Here is a 13,262-nt window from a genome sequence, read left to right as displayed (position 1 = left end):
GCAAGGCGAGCGCCCGGCCCGTCGGTTTCGTCACAAAAAACTCAGCTTCGTGGAAATGGCCACGCGCCACCGTTTCCGTTGGTATAGGCAGCGCCGTTATGTCCGGCTGCAGGTGCGTTCGTCACGCTGCCTGCCGGCGTCGCCGGCGCGGCCACCGCGCCGCCCTCGTCCTCCCAACGGCTCAGTTCCCGCGCCACCGGAATCTGCTGCGCGCGATTGCGTTGCACGTAGCGCACTGCGAGGAAGCCGCCGAGCGCCATCAACGCGCCGAATAGACCAATTTTGGGTCGTGCCATCGTGAACTCCTTATCGTTTGAAGCTGAAAGACGTCGCATTGCATCGAGCGGTTCGCACGTTAGCGGGTCGTGAGGATGCCGAGCAGAAAACCCACGCCTACCGCGGCACCAATCGACTGCCATGGATTGCGCCGTACATAGCGTTCGGTCGTGACCGTGGCCGTCCGGTAGCGGCGGTGGGCATTCTGCTGCGCGTCGCCGAGTGCGGACTGCAGCGTCTCGACATGGGTGCCGAGCTTGTCGCGCAATGCGTCGACGCCCTCGCCGGGTACATTTGCCGCGAGCCGCAGCATTTCTTCCGAGTCCTTCAGCAGCACTCGCAGGTCCTCGACAATCTTCTGGCCGCCGAGTGCGAGCTGTTGCGTAGTTTCAGTCATCATTCACTCCTGTCTGAGTTCGGCGTTCGCGCGGGCTTTCATCGATAAGATTCCCAGGTGGAAAGCACGCGCGTGTCGGATCGAAGTCGCAGACGGCGTGCCCGGTAAAACTTCCGCCACGGCAGCCGCCCGGCCCGGCTTCAGGCAGTTTCGACCGACCCATCATTGCGACGCGCGCCGATCGCCACATCGATTGGCGAAAGCGCCGTCAAAGTGGTTAAATCGACCTTTGTGAGATATTGCGATCCGCATCTCTCGTTCCCAGGCCTGCGCGCCGCAACAACCTAATCATTTGCACAGGACTCCCCGTTTATGGCGTCAATCGATCTCGACTCGCCCTCCGTCTCAGCCGGCGGCAATGGCTCGGCACAGGCGAAGCAGCGCGTCGCGGACGGCATCGCGGGACTGAAATCGTACGGCTTGCTGTACGGCTCGTCCCCGGTGATGCTGGACTTGTACGAGCAGATCGAACGAGTCGCCTGTACCGACGCCACGGCGTTGATCATCGGCGAATCCGGCACCGGCAAGGAACTGATCGCCCGCACGATCCACGACAAAAGCGGCCGCAAGGACGCGCCCTTCGTGGCCGTGAACTGCGGCGCGATTCCCGACGAACTCATCGAAGCCGAACTGTTCGGCCACGAAAAAGGCAGCTTTACAGGCGCGGTAGCGGGCCGGCTCGGGTATTTCGAGCACGCGAACGGCGGCACCCTGTTCCTCGACGAAATCACCGAAATGGCGCCCGTGCGTCAGGTCAAGCTGCTGCGCGCGCTCGAGACCGGCACGTTCTATCGGGTTGGTGGCAACGATCTGATCAGCGGCGACGTCCGCGTGATCGCCGCCACCAACCGCGACCCGGCAGTGGCCGTCAAGGAAAACGGTCTGCGCGAAGACCTGATGTACCGGCTCGCGGTGTTCCCGCTGCGCGCACCGCCGTTGCGCGAACGCGATAGCGATCGCGAACTGCTCGCACAACATTTCCTCGCCCTGCTGAATCAGCAGGAAGGTGCAAGCAAGAGCTTCAGCAAACGCTCGATCGAAACGCTGCGCACCTGGTCGTGGCCCGGCAACGTGCGCGAGTTGAAGAATGCGGTATATCGCGCGTTCATTCTGGCGGAGAAGACGGTGGAGTTGCCGCATCCGCATCTGGCGTCGCGCGTGAAGAAAGCCGTGACGCAAGGCGATGCGATGAGCGTGTGGATCGGCACGCCGCTCGCCGACGCGCAGAAGCAGATCATCCTCGGCACGCTGAAATACTGCGGCGGCGACAAGCGGCGCGCGGCCAAGGCGCTCGGCGTCAGTCTGAAAACCTTGTACAACCGCCTGAGCGCCTACGGTGGCGAGGAAGGCGCGGAAGAAGAAGTCGAGCAGTCCTAGTCGAGCAACCAGCAACTGGTTGTATGAAGCTCGCGCGACATCGTCGCGCGAGCGCGGCGCCATCCCGATCCCCTCCCCTTCGTTTCCGCCTGACAGTCCCGTCGGAATGCTTCATCGCACTCTGACAGACGCACGCGAAGACCGCGCATTGTTCAGCAGAAACCGTTTTCGCCCGCACCATGTTTTGCAATTGCTTGCATTTTCGCTCTGCCAATTACAAATGGCATCCTGCAAAATGCGGCAGCAGCGTGACTTGGCTTCAAGTCCAATGAAAGGCAGTTGCAGGATCAGGGACAGGGAAATGCAAAAAAGTACGAATTGGGCCGGCAGCGTCGACGACGCGGTTCACTGCGCGTCGACCTATCAAACTCGCCGCCAGCGACCCGGCGCGATGACCATCGTCGCGTTGGCGTTGGCACTGTCGGCCACGTTGAGCGGCTGTAGTTCGCTCTATTCGGAAGGCGCCACCGCCGGCGCCGGTATCGCGGGCGCCGCGCTCGCGGCGAAGGTCACCAGCAATGCAGCGGTTGCAACCGGTATCGGCCTGGGCGCGGTGGCCGCGGCGCGCGCCGGCGTGCAGTACTCGGAGCGCGTCGTCCATACGAATACGCAGGACGGCATCGCTAAAATCGCGGGGCCGCTCGACGTCGGCGCCATCGCGCCGTGGAGCGTCACGCACTCGATGCCGATCGAAGACGACGAGCACGGCCGCGTAACGGTCAGTCGCGCTATCAGTACCGGCGCGCTCGACTGCAAGGAAATCGTGTTTTCGGTCGATCACACGGCCACCAAAAACGTGCCGGCCAGCAGCGCGTTTTACGTCGCGTCCATCTGCCGCGACGGCGACAACTGGAAATGGGCGTCCGCCGAACCCGCCACCGAACGTTGGGGTGCGCTGCAATGACGGCGCGTTCTTCGGCGGATTTGCCGACCACCGGGCGGTCGCGCTATATGCAGCCTCTGCGCGCCAGCCTCGGTCTGCGCGGCGCAATGCCATGGCGACTCATGCTGGCCGGCGCGGTGTGCGTCGGTGCGAGCGTACTGACGAGCGGCTGCTCGTCGGTCGGCGCGGCAAGCGGTGCGGCCGCTGGCGTCGCGTCGGGTCTCGTCACGTCGAACCCGGCAATCGGCATCGGCGTGGGTATCGCCGTGCAGGCCGCGACCGACGAAGCGGTCGGCCGCTTCATGCGCTCGATGCACACCGATCAGCAGGACCTGATTGCCGCGCTGGCAGGCGGCATGTCGGTCGGCGAGACGAAACCCTGGACCATCAAACACACGTTGCCGATCGAGAACGGTCACGGTCAGGTGCGTGTTACGCGCGCGTTCGGCTCGGCGCTCGCACTCTGCAAGGAGTTCGTTTTCTCGGTGCAGGAAGGCGAAGGTCAGAAAGCACACGAAGACTGGTACACGGCAAGCGCCTGTCAGCAGGACAAGGGCTGGAAATGGGCGTCGGCCGAACCGGCGGTGGAGCGCTGGGGCAACCTGCAATAACACGCAGCAAAACAAAAACGGCCGGGTGGATGAATCCACACCGGCCGTTTTTATAACGGGCGCCCTGCTTCGCAGCGAATCAGGACTCCACGTCTTCCAGGCTGAAAATTTCGGTCTGGTCGTTGTACGAGAAGATCTCGCCATAACGGCCCCAGTTGATGACCGCGTCGAGCGTCTCTTCCGCCGCGCTATCCGACAGAAAATCTTCCAGCTCCTGTTCGAAGCGCACGCGCGGCGCGCGATGTCCCGGACGTTCGTTCAACACTTTCTTGATTCGCGCGGCGAGCGGCACGTGACGCAGCAGATGCTCGGCGAACATCATCTTGCGTTCCTGAGTGCCGAACTCGGCGAACACGCGAGCCGGCGGCGTCAGGAAAATATCGCCTTCGCGCACATCGGCGAAACCGAGATGCTGCAGCACTTCGGCCACCGGAAACAGATCGTCCACCTCGAGATGCAACGAGCGCGCAATTTCCGGCATGTCGGCGCGGCCATGGTACGGCGCGGCGGCCAGCGTCTCGATCAGACCCGCCATCAGGTTGGTCGACACATGCGGCAACCAGCTATGCAGCTCGAGGCCCTTCTTGGTCTTTTCGTCAGTCTGACGCGCGGTCATCTTCGCGTAGATATCGTCGACGAGACGTCGGAACGCCGGGTCCAGACGATTGCGCGGATGCTTGAACGGCACCTTGATCTCGGCGATCACGCGCCCCGGATTGGACGACAGCACCAGAATGCGGTCGCACATGAACACCGCTTCCTCGATGTTGTGCGTGACGATCAGCACCGCCTTGATCGGCATGCGGCCCTGCGTCCACAGATCGAGCAGATCGGTACGCAGCGTTTCGGCGGTCAGCACGTCGAGCGCGGAGAACGGCTCGTCCATCAGCAGCAGCGTCGGGTCGACCACCAGCGCGCGTGCGAAGCCGACACGCTGACGCATACCGCCCGACAACTCGCGCGGGTAAGCGTTTTCGAAACCGTCAAGACCGATCAGATCGATTGCCGCGAGCGCACGCTCGCGACGCTCACGAGCCGCCACACCCTGCGCTTCGAGCCCGGCTTCCACGTTTTGCAGCACGGTGAGCCACGGAAACAGCGCGAAGGTCTGGAACACCATCGCGACGCCCTTGGCGGGACCGTCGAGCGGCTTGCCCATATAGGTGACTTCGCCGTCGGTCGGCTCGATCAGCCCGGCGATGATGCGCAACAGCGTGGACTTGCCGGAGCCCGAGCGACCCAACAGTCCGACGATCTCGCCTTCGCGCAACGACAGGTTCGCATCGTCGAGCACCAGCAGTTCGCCTTGCGACTTGTTGAAGCCGCGGCACACGTCCTTCACGCACAGGATTTCTTCGCCGAGGCGCGGCGGCTTCGGCGGCGTGGAAATCGGCGCGGCGGTCATAGCAGCTTTAGGATTTTGCATCGCGTTTTGCCTTCAGTTTTTCTCACTCGACTACCTGCTCAATCCAGCCGGAGCTTGGCTTCGGCGTAGGCGTACATGGGACGCCACAACAGCCGGTTGAACAGCGTCACGAACAGGGACATCACGGCAATGCCGACGATGATCTTCGGATAGTCGCCCGCGGCGGTGGACTGCGCGATGTAAGCGCCCAATCCGTGCGCGACCACTTTGGTATCGCCCCACTGCACGAACTCGGCGACGATACTGGCATTCCACGCGCCGCCCGACGCGGTGATCGCGCCCGTGACGTAGTACGGAAAGATGCCCGGCAGCATTGCCTGACGCCACCATTGCCAGCCGGTGATATGGAAGTTCTTGGCCGCTTCGCGATAGTCGTTCGGGTACGACGTCGCCCCGGCGATCACGTTGAAGAGGATATACCACTGGGTTCCGAGCACGATCAGCGGCGACAGCCAGATGTCCGGGTTCAGGTGAAAGCGCACGATGGCGATCACGAAGACCGGGAACAGCAGGTTGGCCGGGAATGCCGCGAGGAACTGCGCGAGCGGTTGAAATTTTTCGGCGAGCGCTGGACGCAAGCCGATCAGCACGCCGACTGGCACCCACACCACCGAAGCCAGCGCGATCAGCACGACCACGCGCAGCAGTGTGATCAGCCCGAGCACGAACACGTGCCACACCTCTTCCAGCGACACGCCGGTGCGCACATACAGGAACACGCGCGACACCACGTAGACCGTGGCGACCAGCACCAGCACCGCCCACAAGCGGTCGCCCCAGCGCGAGTTTTTCTGGCTCTGCGGAATCTGGAACTTCGGGCCTTTGAAAGCGGGCAAGCGCAAGGGTACGCGCGCGGCCTTCGCGAACATCCAGCCGAGCGGCACCAGCAGACGGTGAATCAGACGCGTGCGGCGAATCAGGTCGAGCAGCCAGGACTCCGGCGCGTCGCCCGAGCTGGTGTTTTCCATGCGGAATTTATCGGCCCATGCGACGAGCGGGCGGAACAGGAACTGGTCGTACGCGAGAATCACGACGGTCATCGCGAGGATCACCCAGCCGATCGCATGCAGGTCTTTGACCGAGATGGCCTGCGCCAGATAAGCGCCGATACCCGGCAACGTAATCGTATTGTTGCCGACCGTAATGGCCTCGGAAGCGACCACGAAGAACCAGCCGCCCGACATCGACATCATCATGTTCCAGATGAGGCCAGGCATCGAGAAAGGCACTTCGAGTTTCCAGAAGCGCTGCCATGAAGTCAGATGGAAACCGCGCGACACTTCGTCGAGATCGCGCGGCACCGTGCGCAGCGACTGATAGAAGCTGAACGTCATGTTCCAGGCCTGGCTCGTGAAGATCGCGAAGATGGCCGCGAGTTCGGCGCCGAGCACGCGCCCCGGAAACAGCGCGAGAAAGAACGTGACCGTAAACGAAATGTAGCCGAGCACCGGCACCGACTGCAGGATGTCGAGTATCGGCACCAGCACCAGACCGGCGCGACGGCTCTTCGCCGCGAGCGTGCCGTAGCCGAGCGTGAAGATCAGCGAAGCGACCATCGCCGCCAGCATGCGCAGCGTCGTACGCATCGCGTATTCCGGCAACATGGACGGATCGAGCGAGATGGCTTGCGTCTTGAGCGTCGACATCGGCGCGAGCGTTTCGTGAAAGCCGACTGCCGCCATGGCGATCAGGCAGATGATCAGCGGAAACGCCACGAAGTCCCAGCGATTGGGCAACACCCGCCATGCGGACGCGTTGGCGGTGCGCTTCAGGTTGAAGCTGAAATCCATCAGACGCCCTCCCCGTGACGAGCGGCGCTCGCGGTCGCAAAGCACGCCGGAGCTTCGGCGCGGCAGTCTGAGAATGAGTCCGGAAAACGGAAATCAGGCATGGCAAAAACGCGTGTGCGCGGTAATTCGTTAGCGTTGGAGACACGTGGCCGGCACCGGCAGTGTTCGCGGACGAGACCGTCCAGAACCACCACCGTCGAGCCGGACTCCTGTCGCCGCAGGCGCCGCCCGTAGGCTGGCGGGCTTTCCTCGTTTTGGACGGCACGACACTACACCATCCTATGTTTCAGGCACAACCTTTAGCGCCAAATCGTGGCAAATAGCGTAGCGAGTGGTTCACAGCCGGGTTGTGCCAGCAGGATCGTCGCGTCCCTGCTGCATGGCTGTCGCATTCCGGTCGCGCTATTGCCGCATTACCGTATTAACGATGGCGTCTGGCCCCCTGCCGGTTAAAATCGGGAATCCATGCATCCGGGGTGAACCCCGGGGCGATTATCCCGGGCCCTGGCGGCGACGCATCGCCGGGCGCTCCCAGAGAAGTGGCCGGGCGCCCGCGCGCTGCCACGAACGAGTCAGGTGCATGTCACAGCCAGACGGATCAGAGGGTCGATGAACAGGACAACCTTGCGCCAGGTAATCGGACCGGTCAGCTTCTTGCTGATCGTCCTGATTTGCTGGTTCGTGGCCGGCATGGTCGCGGACCGGATGGTACAGCAAGAGCTGGACGCGACCCTGCGTGCACAGCGGCAAATGTCCACGTCGGTGGTCGACAACATGGCCGAGGTGATTGCCAGCGACCTTGCCATGTCTCGCGCCATTCCCGCGACCATGGCCAAACTGGACATGGTTCAGCATGCGCTGGTGCAATCCCGGAATTATGCCGCGAACGGCGACACGGCGGAACCCGCCCGGCGCGCCGCCTTGCTAAAAGATTCGCAGCTCATCGAGGTGAGCAATTTCCTGCACGACGCGCAGGGCTTCTCCGGTCTCGACCAGATCTGGCTCGTCAACGCCAACGGCATCTGCGTGGCATCGAGCAACTGGACAGCCAATCCCGTCGCGGCGAGCCGCTCTTTTATCGGTGTCGATATGCGCGTGCGCGGTTATCTGAGCAGCGCGCTGCTCGGCGCGTTCTCGGAAGCGTACGGTGTCGGGCGGCAGAGCGGCGAGCCGGGCATCTTCATCGCCGCGCCGGTTTACGCGGACGGTCTGCTGGCGGGCGTGGTCGTCGCCAAGGTGAGCCTCGCGCGCTTACGGCACTGGGTCGCGCATGCCGGCACCTTCGTCGCCGACGAGAACGGCGTGGTCATCATGGCGCACGACAGCACGCTCGAAGGCAGCGCGCTGCCCAACGGCCGCGTGACGCAGATGAGCGCGGCCGACCGTCATGTCGTCTACCGGCACGACAGCTTCCCGGAACTGCGCATCCACGCCGATCCGCAAGTGCGCGAAGCGGCGCCCTGGGTGCCGCCGGCCGCGGCCGCCCAACTGTTCGGCATGGGCCGGCAACCGCTGCCCTCGCTCGTGGAATCGCGCAGCGGCCTGAATTCGGGGCTCTCGGCGCATCTCGTCGATCCGCTCGCGGGCTGGCCCGAGTTGCTGCGCAATCACAAGCGCGACCAGTTGCTGGTGTTCCTGACGATGGCCGGCACCGTTGCGCTGGCCTGGGTGATCACCGTGTCTTATGTGCGCGAACGGCGCCATCACCGCGCGACCCGCGACCTCGCCGAGCAGTTGCAATCGGCCAATGCGCTGCTATCGGCCGAAGCGCGCCACGACGCGCTGACCGGCGCGCTGTCGCGCCGCTATTTTCTCGACTTGCTGCGCCATGAGATCGAACGCGCGCGCGCCGCGCGGCAACCGCTCTGTATGGCGATCGCCGACCTCGACCACTTCAAGCAGATCAACGACCGCTTCGGTCACGCCACGGGCGACCGCGCGCTCGAACATTTCGTCGAGACCTGTCGTACGGAATTGCGGGGCGCCGACGCGGTCGGCCGCCTCGGCGGCGAAGAGTTCGGCGTGTTGCTGCCCGCCACCGATCTCGCGAGCGGCCGCGAGGTGGTCGAGCGGCTGCGCATGCGTCTGAAGGCGGTGCCGTCACCGCAACTGCCGGCGTCGGTGGTGTTGAGCGTGAGTATCGGCATTACCGAGCTATCGGCCGACGATCTGCCCGAGCGGATCATGAGCCGTGCCGACATGGCGCTTTACGCCGCGAAGTCGGGCGGGCGCGATCGCACCGAAGCGGTGCCGCCCGACGACGACACCGCGCCGCCGGCGCGCACTGCGGTGACGGCATGGTGATGACGTGACACAAATGCGGCCAGGCCTCGGGCCTCGCCCACCGAAGCAGGTATCATCGACCCTGATCTTTAGGTTGCCGCTACCGCTCTAACGGGAGATTCGCATGAAGGGAAATCTGGTCATCGTGTGTCGCGATCAGGATGCTGCCGCATTCGACCATTTGCTGGCCGAATATGGCGCGTTCCAGACGCGCCTGTCGTCCACGACGTGGTATCTGAAACTCGCCGTCGCGCCAGAACTGATTCAGGAGGAGATACTGGCCCGCCTCGGCAAATACACTACGCACTATATTTTCGAGGCCGAAACCGTGACGTGGAATACGGTAGATAGCGATGCGGCGAACGCGTTGAACACGCTGTTTTCAGACTAGCCGGCGCTCCACATCGCGACCCGGCTAGCGGGTCGATCATGACGATGCGCGCAACGCGCATCGCTTTTTTCAAACCTCGACAGTCAACTCCAGACACTCTCCGACACCGCCTCTGCGCGCGGTACGACATCGAACGGAAAGGTCATCAGGATCCGCAAGCCCCGTCCGCCGTAATTGCCGATCTCCCACTCGCCACCCGCACGCCGGACGAGCCGCTCGACGATTGCCAGTCCGAGCCCACTGTGTCCATTGCCGCCACGCGCCGGATCGAGCCGCACGAACGGCCGGCTTGCATTGATCAGATCCTGCGCGGCGATGCCTTTGCCGTTGTCGCGCACCGACAGCGTAAAACCCTGCGCCGTGCGCGCGGTCGCGACGACGATGGGCGGCGCGCCGTACGCATGCGCGTTATCGATGAGGTTCGACAGAATCCGTTCGAGCGTTGCGGCCGGCAGCAGAAAAGCGGAGCCGGCATCGAGTTCGGTCTGCACGGCCGGCGCGGCGTCCGGGTCGGCGACCGCGCGATAGCTGCGCACCACCCGCTCGCATTGCGTGTCCACCTCGACCGGTTCGCTGCGGTCCGCGCCGTCGTGCGCGAACACCAGGAACTGCTGGACGATGTGCGTCATCGAATCGACGTCGCGCACCACGCCGTCGCGCATCTTCGCTTCGTCCATCATTTCGGCGCGCAGACGCAGGCGCGCGAGCGGCGTCTTCAGATCGTGCGCGACGCCCGCAAGCATCACCGCGCGATCGTTTTCCGTGCGCGCGACTTCCTGCACCATCTGGTTGAAGCCATGCGTGAGCTGGCGCAATTCGCGTGGACCGCGCTCGGGCACCGGCGGCACCGGCAGCCCACGACCGAAGCGCGCGACCGCCTGGGCGAGCGAGCGCAAAGGCTGCTGCAACGCCCACGCGGCAAACAGCGCGGCCATCACGGCAAACGAGAAAATAATGGCGAGCCACAGCACCGTGCGATCGAGCGAACGCGGCGGCGGACGCAACAGTTGAACCGGTACGACGATCCAGCTTTTATCCGACGGCCCGCGCACCCAGATGGAGGGCGGCCGGTTGGGCAGACCCGCGCGCACCTGCGTGCCGGAGGGCATTCGGTCTTGCGCATCGTCGATGAAGCGCGCGAGCGGCGGCGGCAGGTCGGCGTTCTCCGGCGGCACGTCGGGGCTCGCCGGATCGACCAGCTTCACGCGTGAGGGCAACGGTTGATCCGGCGAGCGGGCCACGTGCTGGCGCACCGCGTCGACGAGAAACACCGCTTCCTCGACTGCATAGCGTGTTTGCAACTGGCTGCGCTCGAGGCGCATGAGCGCGTACCACGCGAAATGCGACAGCAGCAGCACTGCAACGACTAGCAGTGCCAGCCTCCCGAACAGCGAATCAATGGGCCGACGCATGCTGTTCGCCATCTGGAACGAACACGTAGCCGCGCCCGCGCACCGTCTGAATAAAACGGGGGGTGGACGGATCGGTTTCGAGAATGCGGCGCAGGCGCCACACCTGCACGTCGATACCTCGGTCGGTGCCGTCGTATTCAGGACCGTGCAGCAGTTCGAGCAGACGTTCGCGCGTGAGCGTGCGCATGGGGTGATTGACGAAGATTTTCAGTAGCGCGAACTCGCTGCCCGACAGCGTGAGCGGCTTGTCTTCGAGATGCAGCGTGCGCGACTGGAAGTCCAGCGTGAAGCGGCCGAAATTGAACGGCTCGCGCTGCTCCGGCGCCGCCGCCGACGGCAGCGTGCGACGCCGCCGCAGCACTGCCTGCACCCGCGCGAGCAACTCGCGCGGATTGAACGGCTTGCCGAGGTAGTCGTCCGCGCCGAGTTCGAGACCGACGATGCGATCGACGTCGTCCGCGCGCGCGGTGAGCATGATGACGGGAATGTCGTCGCCCGACGCGCGCAGCTTGCGCAGCGCGGTGAGCCCGTCGACGCCGGGCATCATCAGGTCGAGCACGATCAGATCAGGACGCTCGCGTTCGAGCCTGCGCTCGAGCGAGCCCGCGTCGTGCAGCACCGACACTTCGATACCCTGGCGGGCCAGATAGTCGCGCAGCAGGTCGCGCAATTCGACGTCGTCGTCGACAACAAGTATTTGAGTAGCCATGGGCTGGAGTTTAACGCGCAGTAGAAAGGCTGTTGAATTTCAAACCGCCCTCAAGGGTTACCGGGTGTTACGGTGAAAGGTGCACGTAATGACTCGTAATAGCCGCACCAATCCGCGTAACACAGCGTCGGGCGGAGATCTCTACGCTGTGTCTTACCGAATGCAGGCCTTCCCCGTAGTCGCTTGCACCGTCGGCTATTCCATTACAAGGAGCCTTACATGTCCATCAAAAAGATGTCGCGCGTTCTCGCCGTTGCTACCACCGCTCTGGCCATCGGCGCCGGTGCAGCGTATGCTGCCCAACCCGCTCACGAAGCGCATGGCGGCCCCGGCGGCTGGCACGGCCACTTCATGAAGGAACTGACGCAACTGCACGACCAGTTGAAGCTGAACGCGGACCAGGAAAAAGACTGGCAAGCCGCGCTCGGCACGATGAAGCAGGACCACGAAGCAATGCGTGCGAATCACGAGCAGATCAAGAACCAGTTCAAGTCGGCGCAGCAGCAGCCGATTCTCGATCTGAACGCGATGGCGGCCGCGCATCAGCAGGTCGAGCAGAAAGACGCGCAGTTGCGTCAGCAAACCACCGACGCATGGCTCAAGTTCTACAACGGCCTTAACGACCAGCAGAAGACCACCGTCAGCACCGCGCTCAAGCAGCGCTTCGCGAAGATGGAGTCGCGTCACGAGAAAATGCGTGAGCGCTGGCAACATCATCACGATCAAAAGGGCGCGGCTTCGGCACCGGCTGCGACCAATCAGTAAGCGGATTGCTTTGAACAGGGCGGCGGTTCACGCCGTCCGCTTTCCCTCAACGAATGCGACAACGCCACGGCAAATTTGCCGTGGCGTTGTCTTTTTGCGTGACCGCTTCTACGCGTTTACCCGTTCAACTGGCCCAGGTCGAACAGCAGCACTTCGGCGTCCTCGCCATGCGACAGCGTCACCGTAGCGGTGTCGCTGAGCTTGGCCGCGTCGCCTGCCTGCAGCGCTTCGCCGTTCACGGTCAGCGAGCCGCGCGCGACATGCACGTAAGCGAGCCGGCCCGGCGGCACTGCGAACTCCGCTGTTTCCGCACCGTCGATCAACGCTGCATAGATCGACGCATCGGAATGGATCGTCACGGAACCGTCGCGGCCATCGGGCGACGCGACCACACGCAGGCGACCGCGCTTCTCGGTGGCGTCGAAGCGCTTTTCCTCGTAGCCGGGCGCGTCGCCCGCGCGCTTCGGCAGCACCCAGATTTGCAGCAGATGCACCGTCTCGTCCTGCGACGCGTTGAACTCGCTGTGCTGCACGCCCGTCCCCGCGCTCATCCGCTGCACGTCGCCGTGACGGATGGTCGAGCCGTTGCCCATGCTGTCGCGATGCGCCAGCGCGCCGTCGAGCACGTACGTGACGATTTCCATATCGCGATGGCCATGCGTGCCGAAACCTTGACCGCCGGCGACGCGGTCTTCGTTGATCACCCGCAACGGGCCGAAGTGCACGTGCTCCGGATCCCGATAGTCGGCGAATGAAAAGCTGTGAAACGAGTCGAGCCAGCCGTGGTTGGCGTGGCCGCGCTCGGCGGAACGGCGAATCTCGAGCATGGGGGACTCCCGGTGAATGTTGGCGATGCCCGCAATAGTGGGGGCGCACGGCCCGCTACACAATCGGCAGGCACGCACCGGACCGTTCCATGAATTCGCGCAATCGGCTGCCGGC

13 protein-coding genes are annotated in these 13,262 nt (G+C 63.9%); 6 read left to right on the top strand and 7 right to left on the bottom strand.

Annotated features, from left to right (window positions below; translation table 11 throughout):
• Positions 1-41: 41 nt before the first annotated feature.
• Both FQ746_RS16700 and FQ746_RS16695 read right to left on the bottom strand, forming a co-directional pair.
• The gene (locus FQ746_RS16700) at positions 42-296 is read right to left on the bottom strand and encodes a hypothetical protein (RefSeq protein WP_144110474.1); all 255 of its coding nucleotides are present in this window, start codon (positions 294-296) and stop codon (positions 42-44) included.
• A gap of 59 nt (positions 297-355) precedes the next feature.
• A complete protein-coding gene (locus FQ746_RS16695; RefSeq protein ID WP_144110473.1) occupies positions 356-673 on the bottom strand; it encodes a YqjD family protein in 318 nt (105 codons plus the stop codon).
• Between the two features lie 312 nt (positions 674-985).
• Between FQ746_RS16695 and FQ746_RS16690 the strand changes: the two genes are divergently transcribed.
• The 3 genes from FQ746_RS16690 to FQ746_RS16680 all read left to right on the top strand — a co-directional run bounded on the left by FQ746_RS16690 (position 986) and on the right by FQ746_RS16680 (position 3,544).
• Complete coding sequence (locus FQ746_RS16690; RefSeq protein ID WP_144110472.1) at positions 986-2,050, top strand: sigma-54 interaction domain-containing protein; 1,065 nt, start codon at positions 986-988, stop codon at positions 2,048-2,050.
• Positions 2,051-2,441: 391 nt separating this feature from the next.
• On the top strand, positions 2,442-2,954 hold the full coding sequence (locus FQ746_RS16685) for a hypothetical protein (RefSeq protein WP_260854085.1): 513 nt from the start codon (positions 2,442-2,444) through the stop codon (positions 2,952-2,954).
• Between the two features lie 47 nt (positions 2,955-3,001).
• Complete coding sequence (locus FQ746_RS16680; protein WP_144110526.1) at positions 3,002-3,544, top strand: hypothetical protein; 543 nt, start codon at positions 3,002-3,004, stop codon at positions 3,542-3,544.
• A 79-nt stretch (positions 3,545-3,623) separates the two neighbouring features.
• Here FQ746_RS16680 and FQ746_RS16675 read toward each other — a convergent pair whose 3' ends face one another.
• Both FQ746_RS16675 and FQ746_RS16670 read right to left on the bottom strand, forming a co-directional pair.
• The gene (locus FQ746_RS16675; protein WP_144110470.1) at positions 3,624-4,970 is read right to left on the bottom strand and encodes an AAA-associated domain-containing protein; all 1,347 of its coding nucleotides are present in this window, start codon (positions 4,968-4,970) and stop codon (positions 3,624-3,626) included.
• A 38-nt stretch (positions 4,971-5,008) separates the two neighbouring features.
• Positions 5,009-6,760: an ABC transporter permease gene (locus FQ746_RS16670; protein WP_144110469.1), complete on the bottom strand. Its 1,752-nt coding sequence runs from the start codon at positions 6,758-6,760 to the stop codon at positions 5,009-5,011.
• A gap of 609 nt (positions 6,761-7,369) precedes the next feature.
• Here FQ746_RS16670 and FQ746_RS16665 point away from each other — a divergent pair.
• Both FQ746_RS16665 and FQ746_RS16660 read left to right on the top strand, forming a co-directional pair.
• On the top strand, positions 7,370-9,064 hold the full coding sequence (locus tag FQ746_RS16665) for a sensor domain-containing diguanylate cyclase (RefSeq protein WP_144110468.1): 1,695 nt from the start codon (positions 7,370-7,372) through the stop codon (positions 9,062-9,064).
• Positions 9,065-9,167: 103 nt separating this feature from the next.
• On the top strand, positions 9,168-9,434 hold the full coding sequence (locus FQ746_RS16660) for a hypothetical protein (protein ID WP_144110467.1): 267 nt from the start codon (positions 9,168-9,170) through the stop codon (positions 9,432-9,434).
• Between the two features lie 83 nt (positions 9,435-9,517).
• Here FQ746_RS16660 and FQ746_RS16655 read toward each other — a convergent pair whose 3' ends face one another.
• Together FQ746_RS16655 and FQ746_RS16650 are read right to left on the bottom strand one after the other, a co-directional pair.
• Positions 9,518-10,846, bottom strand: a complete 1,329-nt coding sequence (locus FQ746_RS16655; RefSeq protein WP_144110466.1) for an ATP-binding protein — start codon at positions 10,844-10,846, stop codon at positions 9,518-9,520.
• Positions 10,830-11,555: a response regulator gene (locus FQ746_RS16650; protein ID WP_007175815.1), complete on the bottom strand. Its 726-nt coding sequence runs from the start codon at positions 11,553-11,555 to the stop codon at positions 10,830-10,832. The genes FQ746_RS16655 and FQ746_RS16650 overlap by 17 nt, the downstream gene beginning before the upstream one ends.
• 219 nt (positions 11,556-11,774) lie before the next feature.
• On the opposite strand from FQ746_RS16650, the gene FQ746_RS16645 reads away from it, so the two are divergent.
• Positions 11,775-12,320 carry a periplasmic heavy metal sensor gene (locus tag FQ746_RS16645; RefSeq protein WP_144110465.1) on the top strand — a complete coding sequence of 182 codons (546 nt, stop codon included), beginning with the start codon at positions 11,775-11,777 and terminating at the stop codon, positions 12,318-12,320.
• Positions 12,321-12,436: 116 nt separating this feature from the next.
• Here FQ746_RS16645 and FQ746_RS16640 read toward each other — a convergent pair whose 3' ends face one another.
• Entirely contained in the window at positions 12,437-13,147 is a 711-nt protein-coding gene (locus FQ746_RS16640; RefSeq protein ID WP_144110464.1) for a pirin family protein, read from the bottom strand.
• Positions 13,148-13,262 lie beyond the last annotated feature (115 nt).

The sequence above is a fragment of the Paraburkholderia sp. BCC1886 genome (genome assembly GCF_900996245.1).
Taxonomy (GTDB): Bacteria; Pseudomonadota; Gammaproteobacteria; order Burkholderiales; family Burkholderiaceae; genus Paraburkholderia.
Note: the sequence above shows the minus strand (reverse complement) of the source record. Positions and strands in the feature narration are given on the sequence as shown.

Excerpts from the sequence above, each read along its gene's own strand:
- FQ746_RS16700 (WP_144110474.1), bottom strand. The coding sequence starts at position 296 with ATGGCACGACCCAAAATTGGTCTATTCGGCGCGTTGATGGCGCTCGGC.
- FQ746_RS16695 (WP_144110473.1), bottom strand. The coding sequence starts at position 673 with ATGACTGAAACTACGCAACAGCTCGCACTCGGCGGCCAGAAGATTGTC.
- FQ746_RS16690 (WP_144110472.1), top strand. The coding sequence starts at position 986 with ATGGCGTCAATCGATCTCGACTCGCCCTCCGTCTCAGCCGGCGGCAAT.
- FQ746_RS16685 (WP_260854085.1), top strand. The coding sequence starts at position 2,442 with ATGACCATCGTCGCGTTGGCGTTGGCACTGTCGGCCACGTTGAGCGGC.
- FQ746_RS16680 (WP_144110526.1), top strand. The coding sequence starts at position 3,002 with ATGCAGCCTCTGCGCGCCAGCCTCGGTCTGCGCGGCGCAATGCCATGG.
- FQ746_RS16675 (WP_144110470.1), bottom strand. The coding sequence starts at position 4,970 with ATGCAAAATCCTAAAGCTGCTATGACCGCCGCGCCGATTTCCACGCCG.
- FQ746_RS16670 (WP_144110469.1), bottom strand. The coding sequence starts at position 6,760 with ATGGATTTCAGCTTCAACCTGAAGCGCACCGCCAACGCGTCCGCATGG.
- FQ746_RS16665 (WP_144110468.1), top strand. The coding sequence starts at position 7,370 with ATGAACAGGACAACCTTGCGCCAGGTAATCGGACCGGTCAGCTTCTTG.
- FQ746_RS16660 (WP_144110467.1), top strand. The coding sequence starts at position 9,168 with ATGAAGGGAAATCTGGTCATCGTGTGTCGCGATCAGGATGCTGCCGCA.
- FQ746_RS16655 (WP_144110466.1), bottom strand. The coding sequence starts at position 10,846 with ATGCGTCGGCCCATTGATTCGCTGTTCGGGAGGCTGGCACTGCTAGTC.
- FQ746_RS16650 (WP_007175815.1), bottom strand. The coding sequence starts at position 11,555 with ATGGCTACTCAAATACTTGTTGTCGACGACGACGTCGAATTGCGCGAC.
- FQ746_RS16645 (WP_144110465.1), top strand. The coding sequence starts at position 11,775 with ATGTCCATCAAAAAGATGTCGCGCGTTCTCGCCGTTGCTACCACCGCT.
- FQ746_RS16640 (WP_144110464.1), bottom strand. The coding sequence starts at position 13,147 with ATGCTCGAGATTCGCCGTTCCGCCGAGCGCGGCCACGCCAACCACGGC.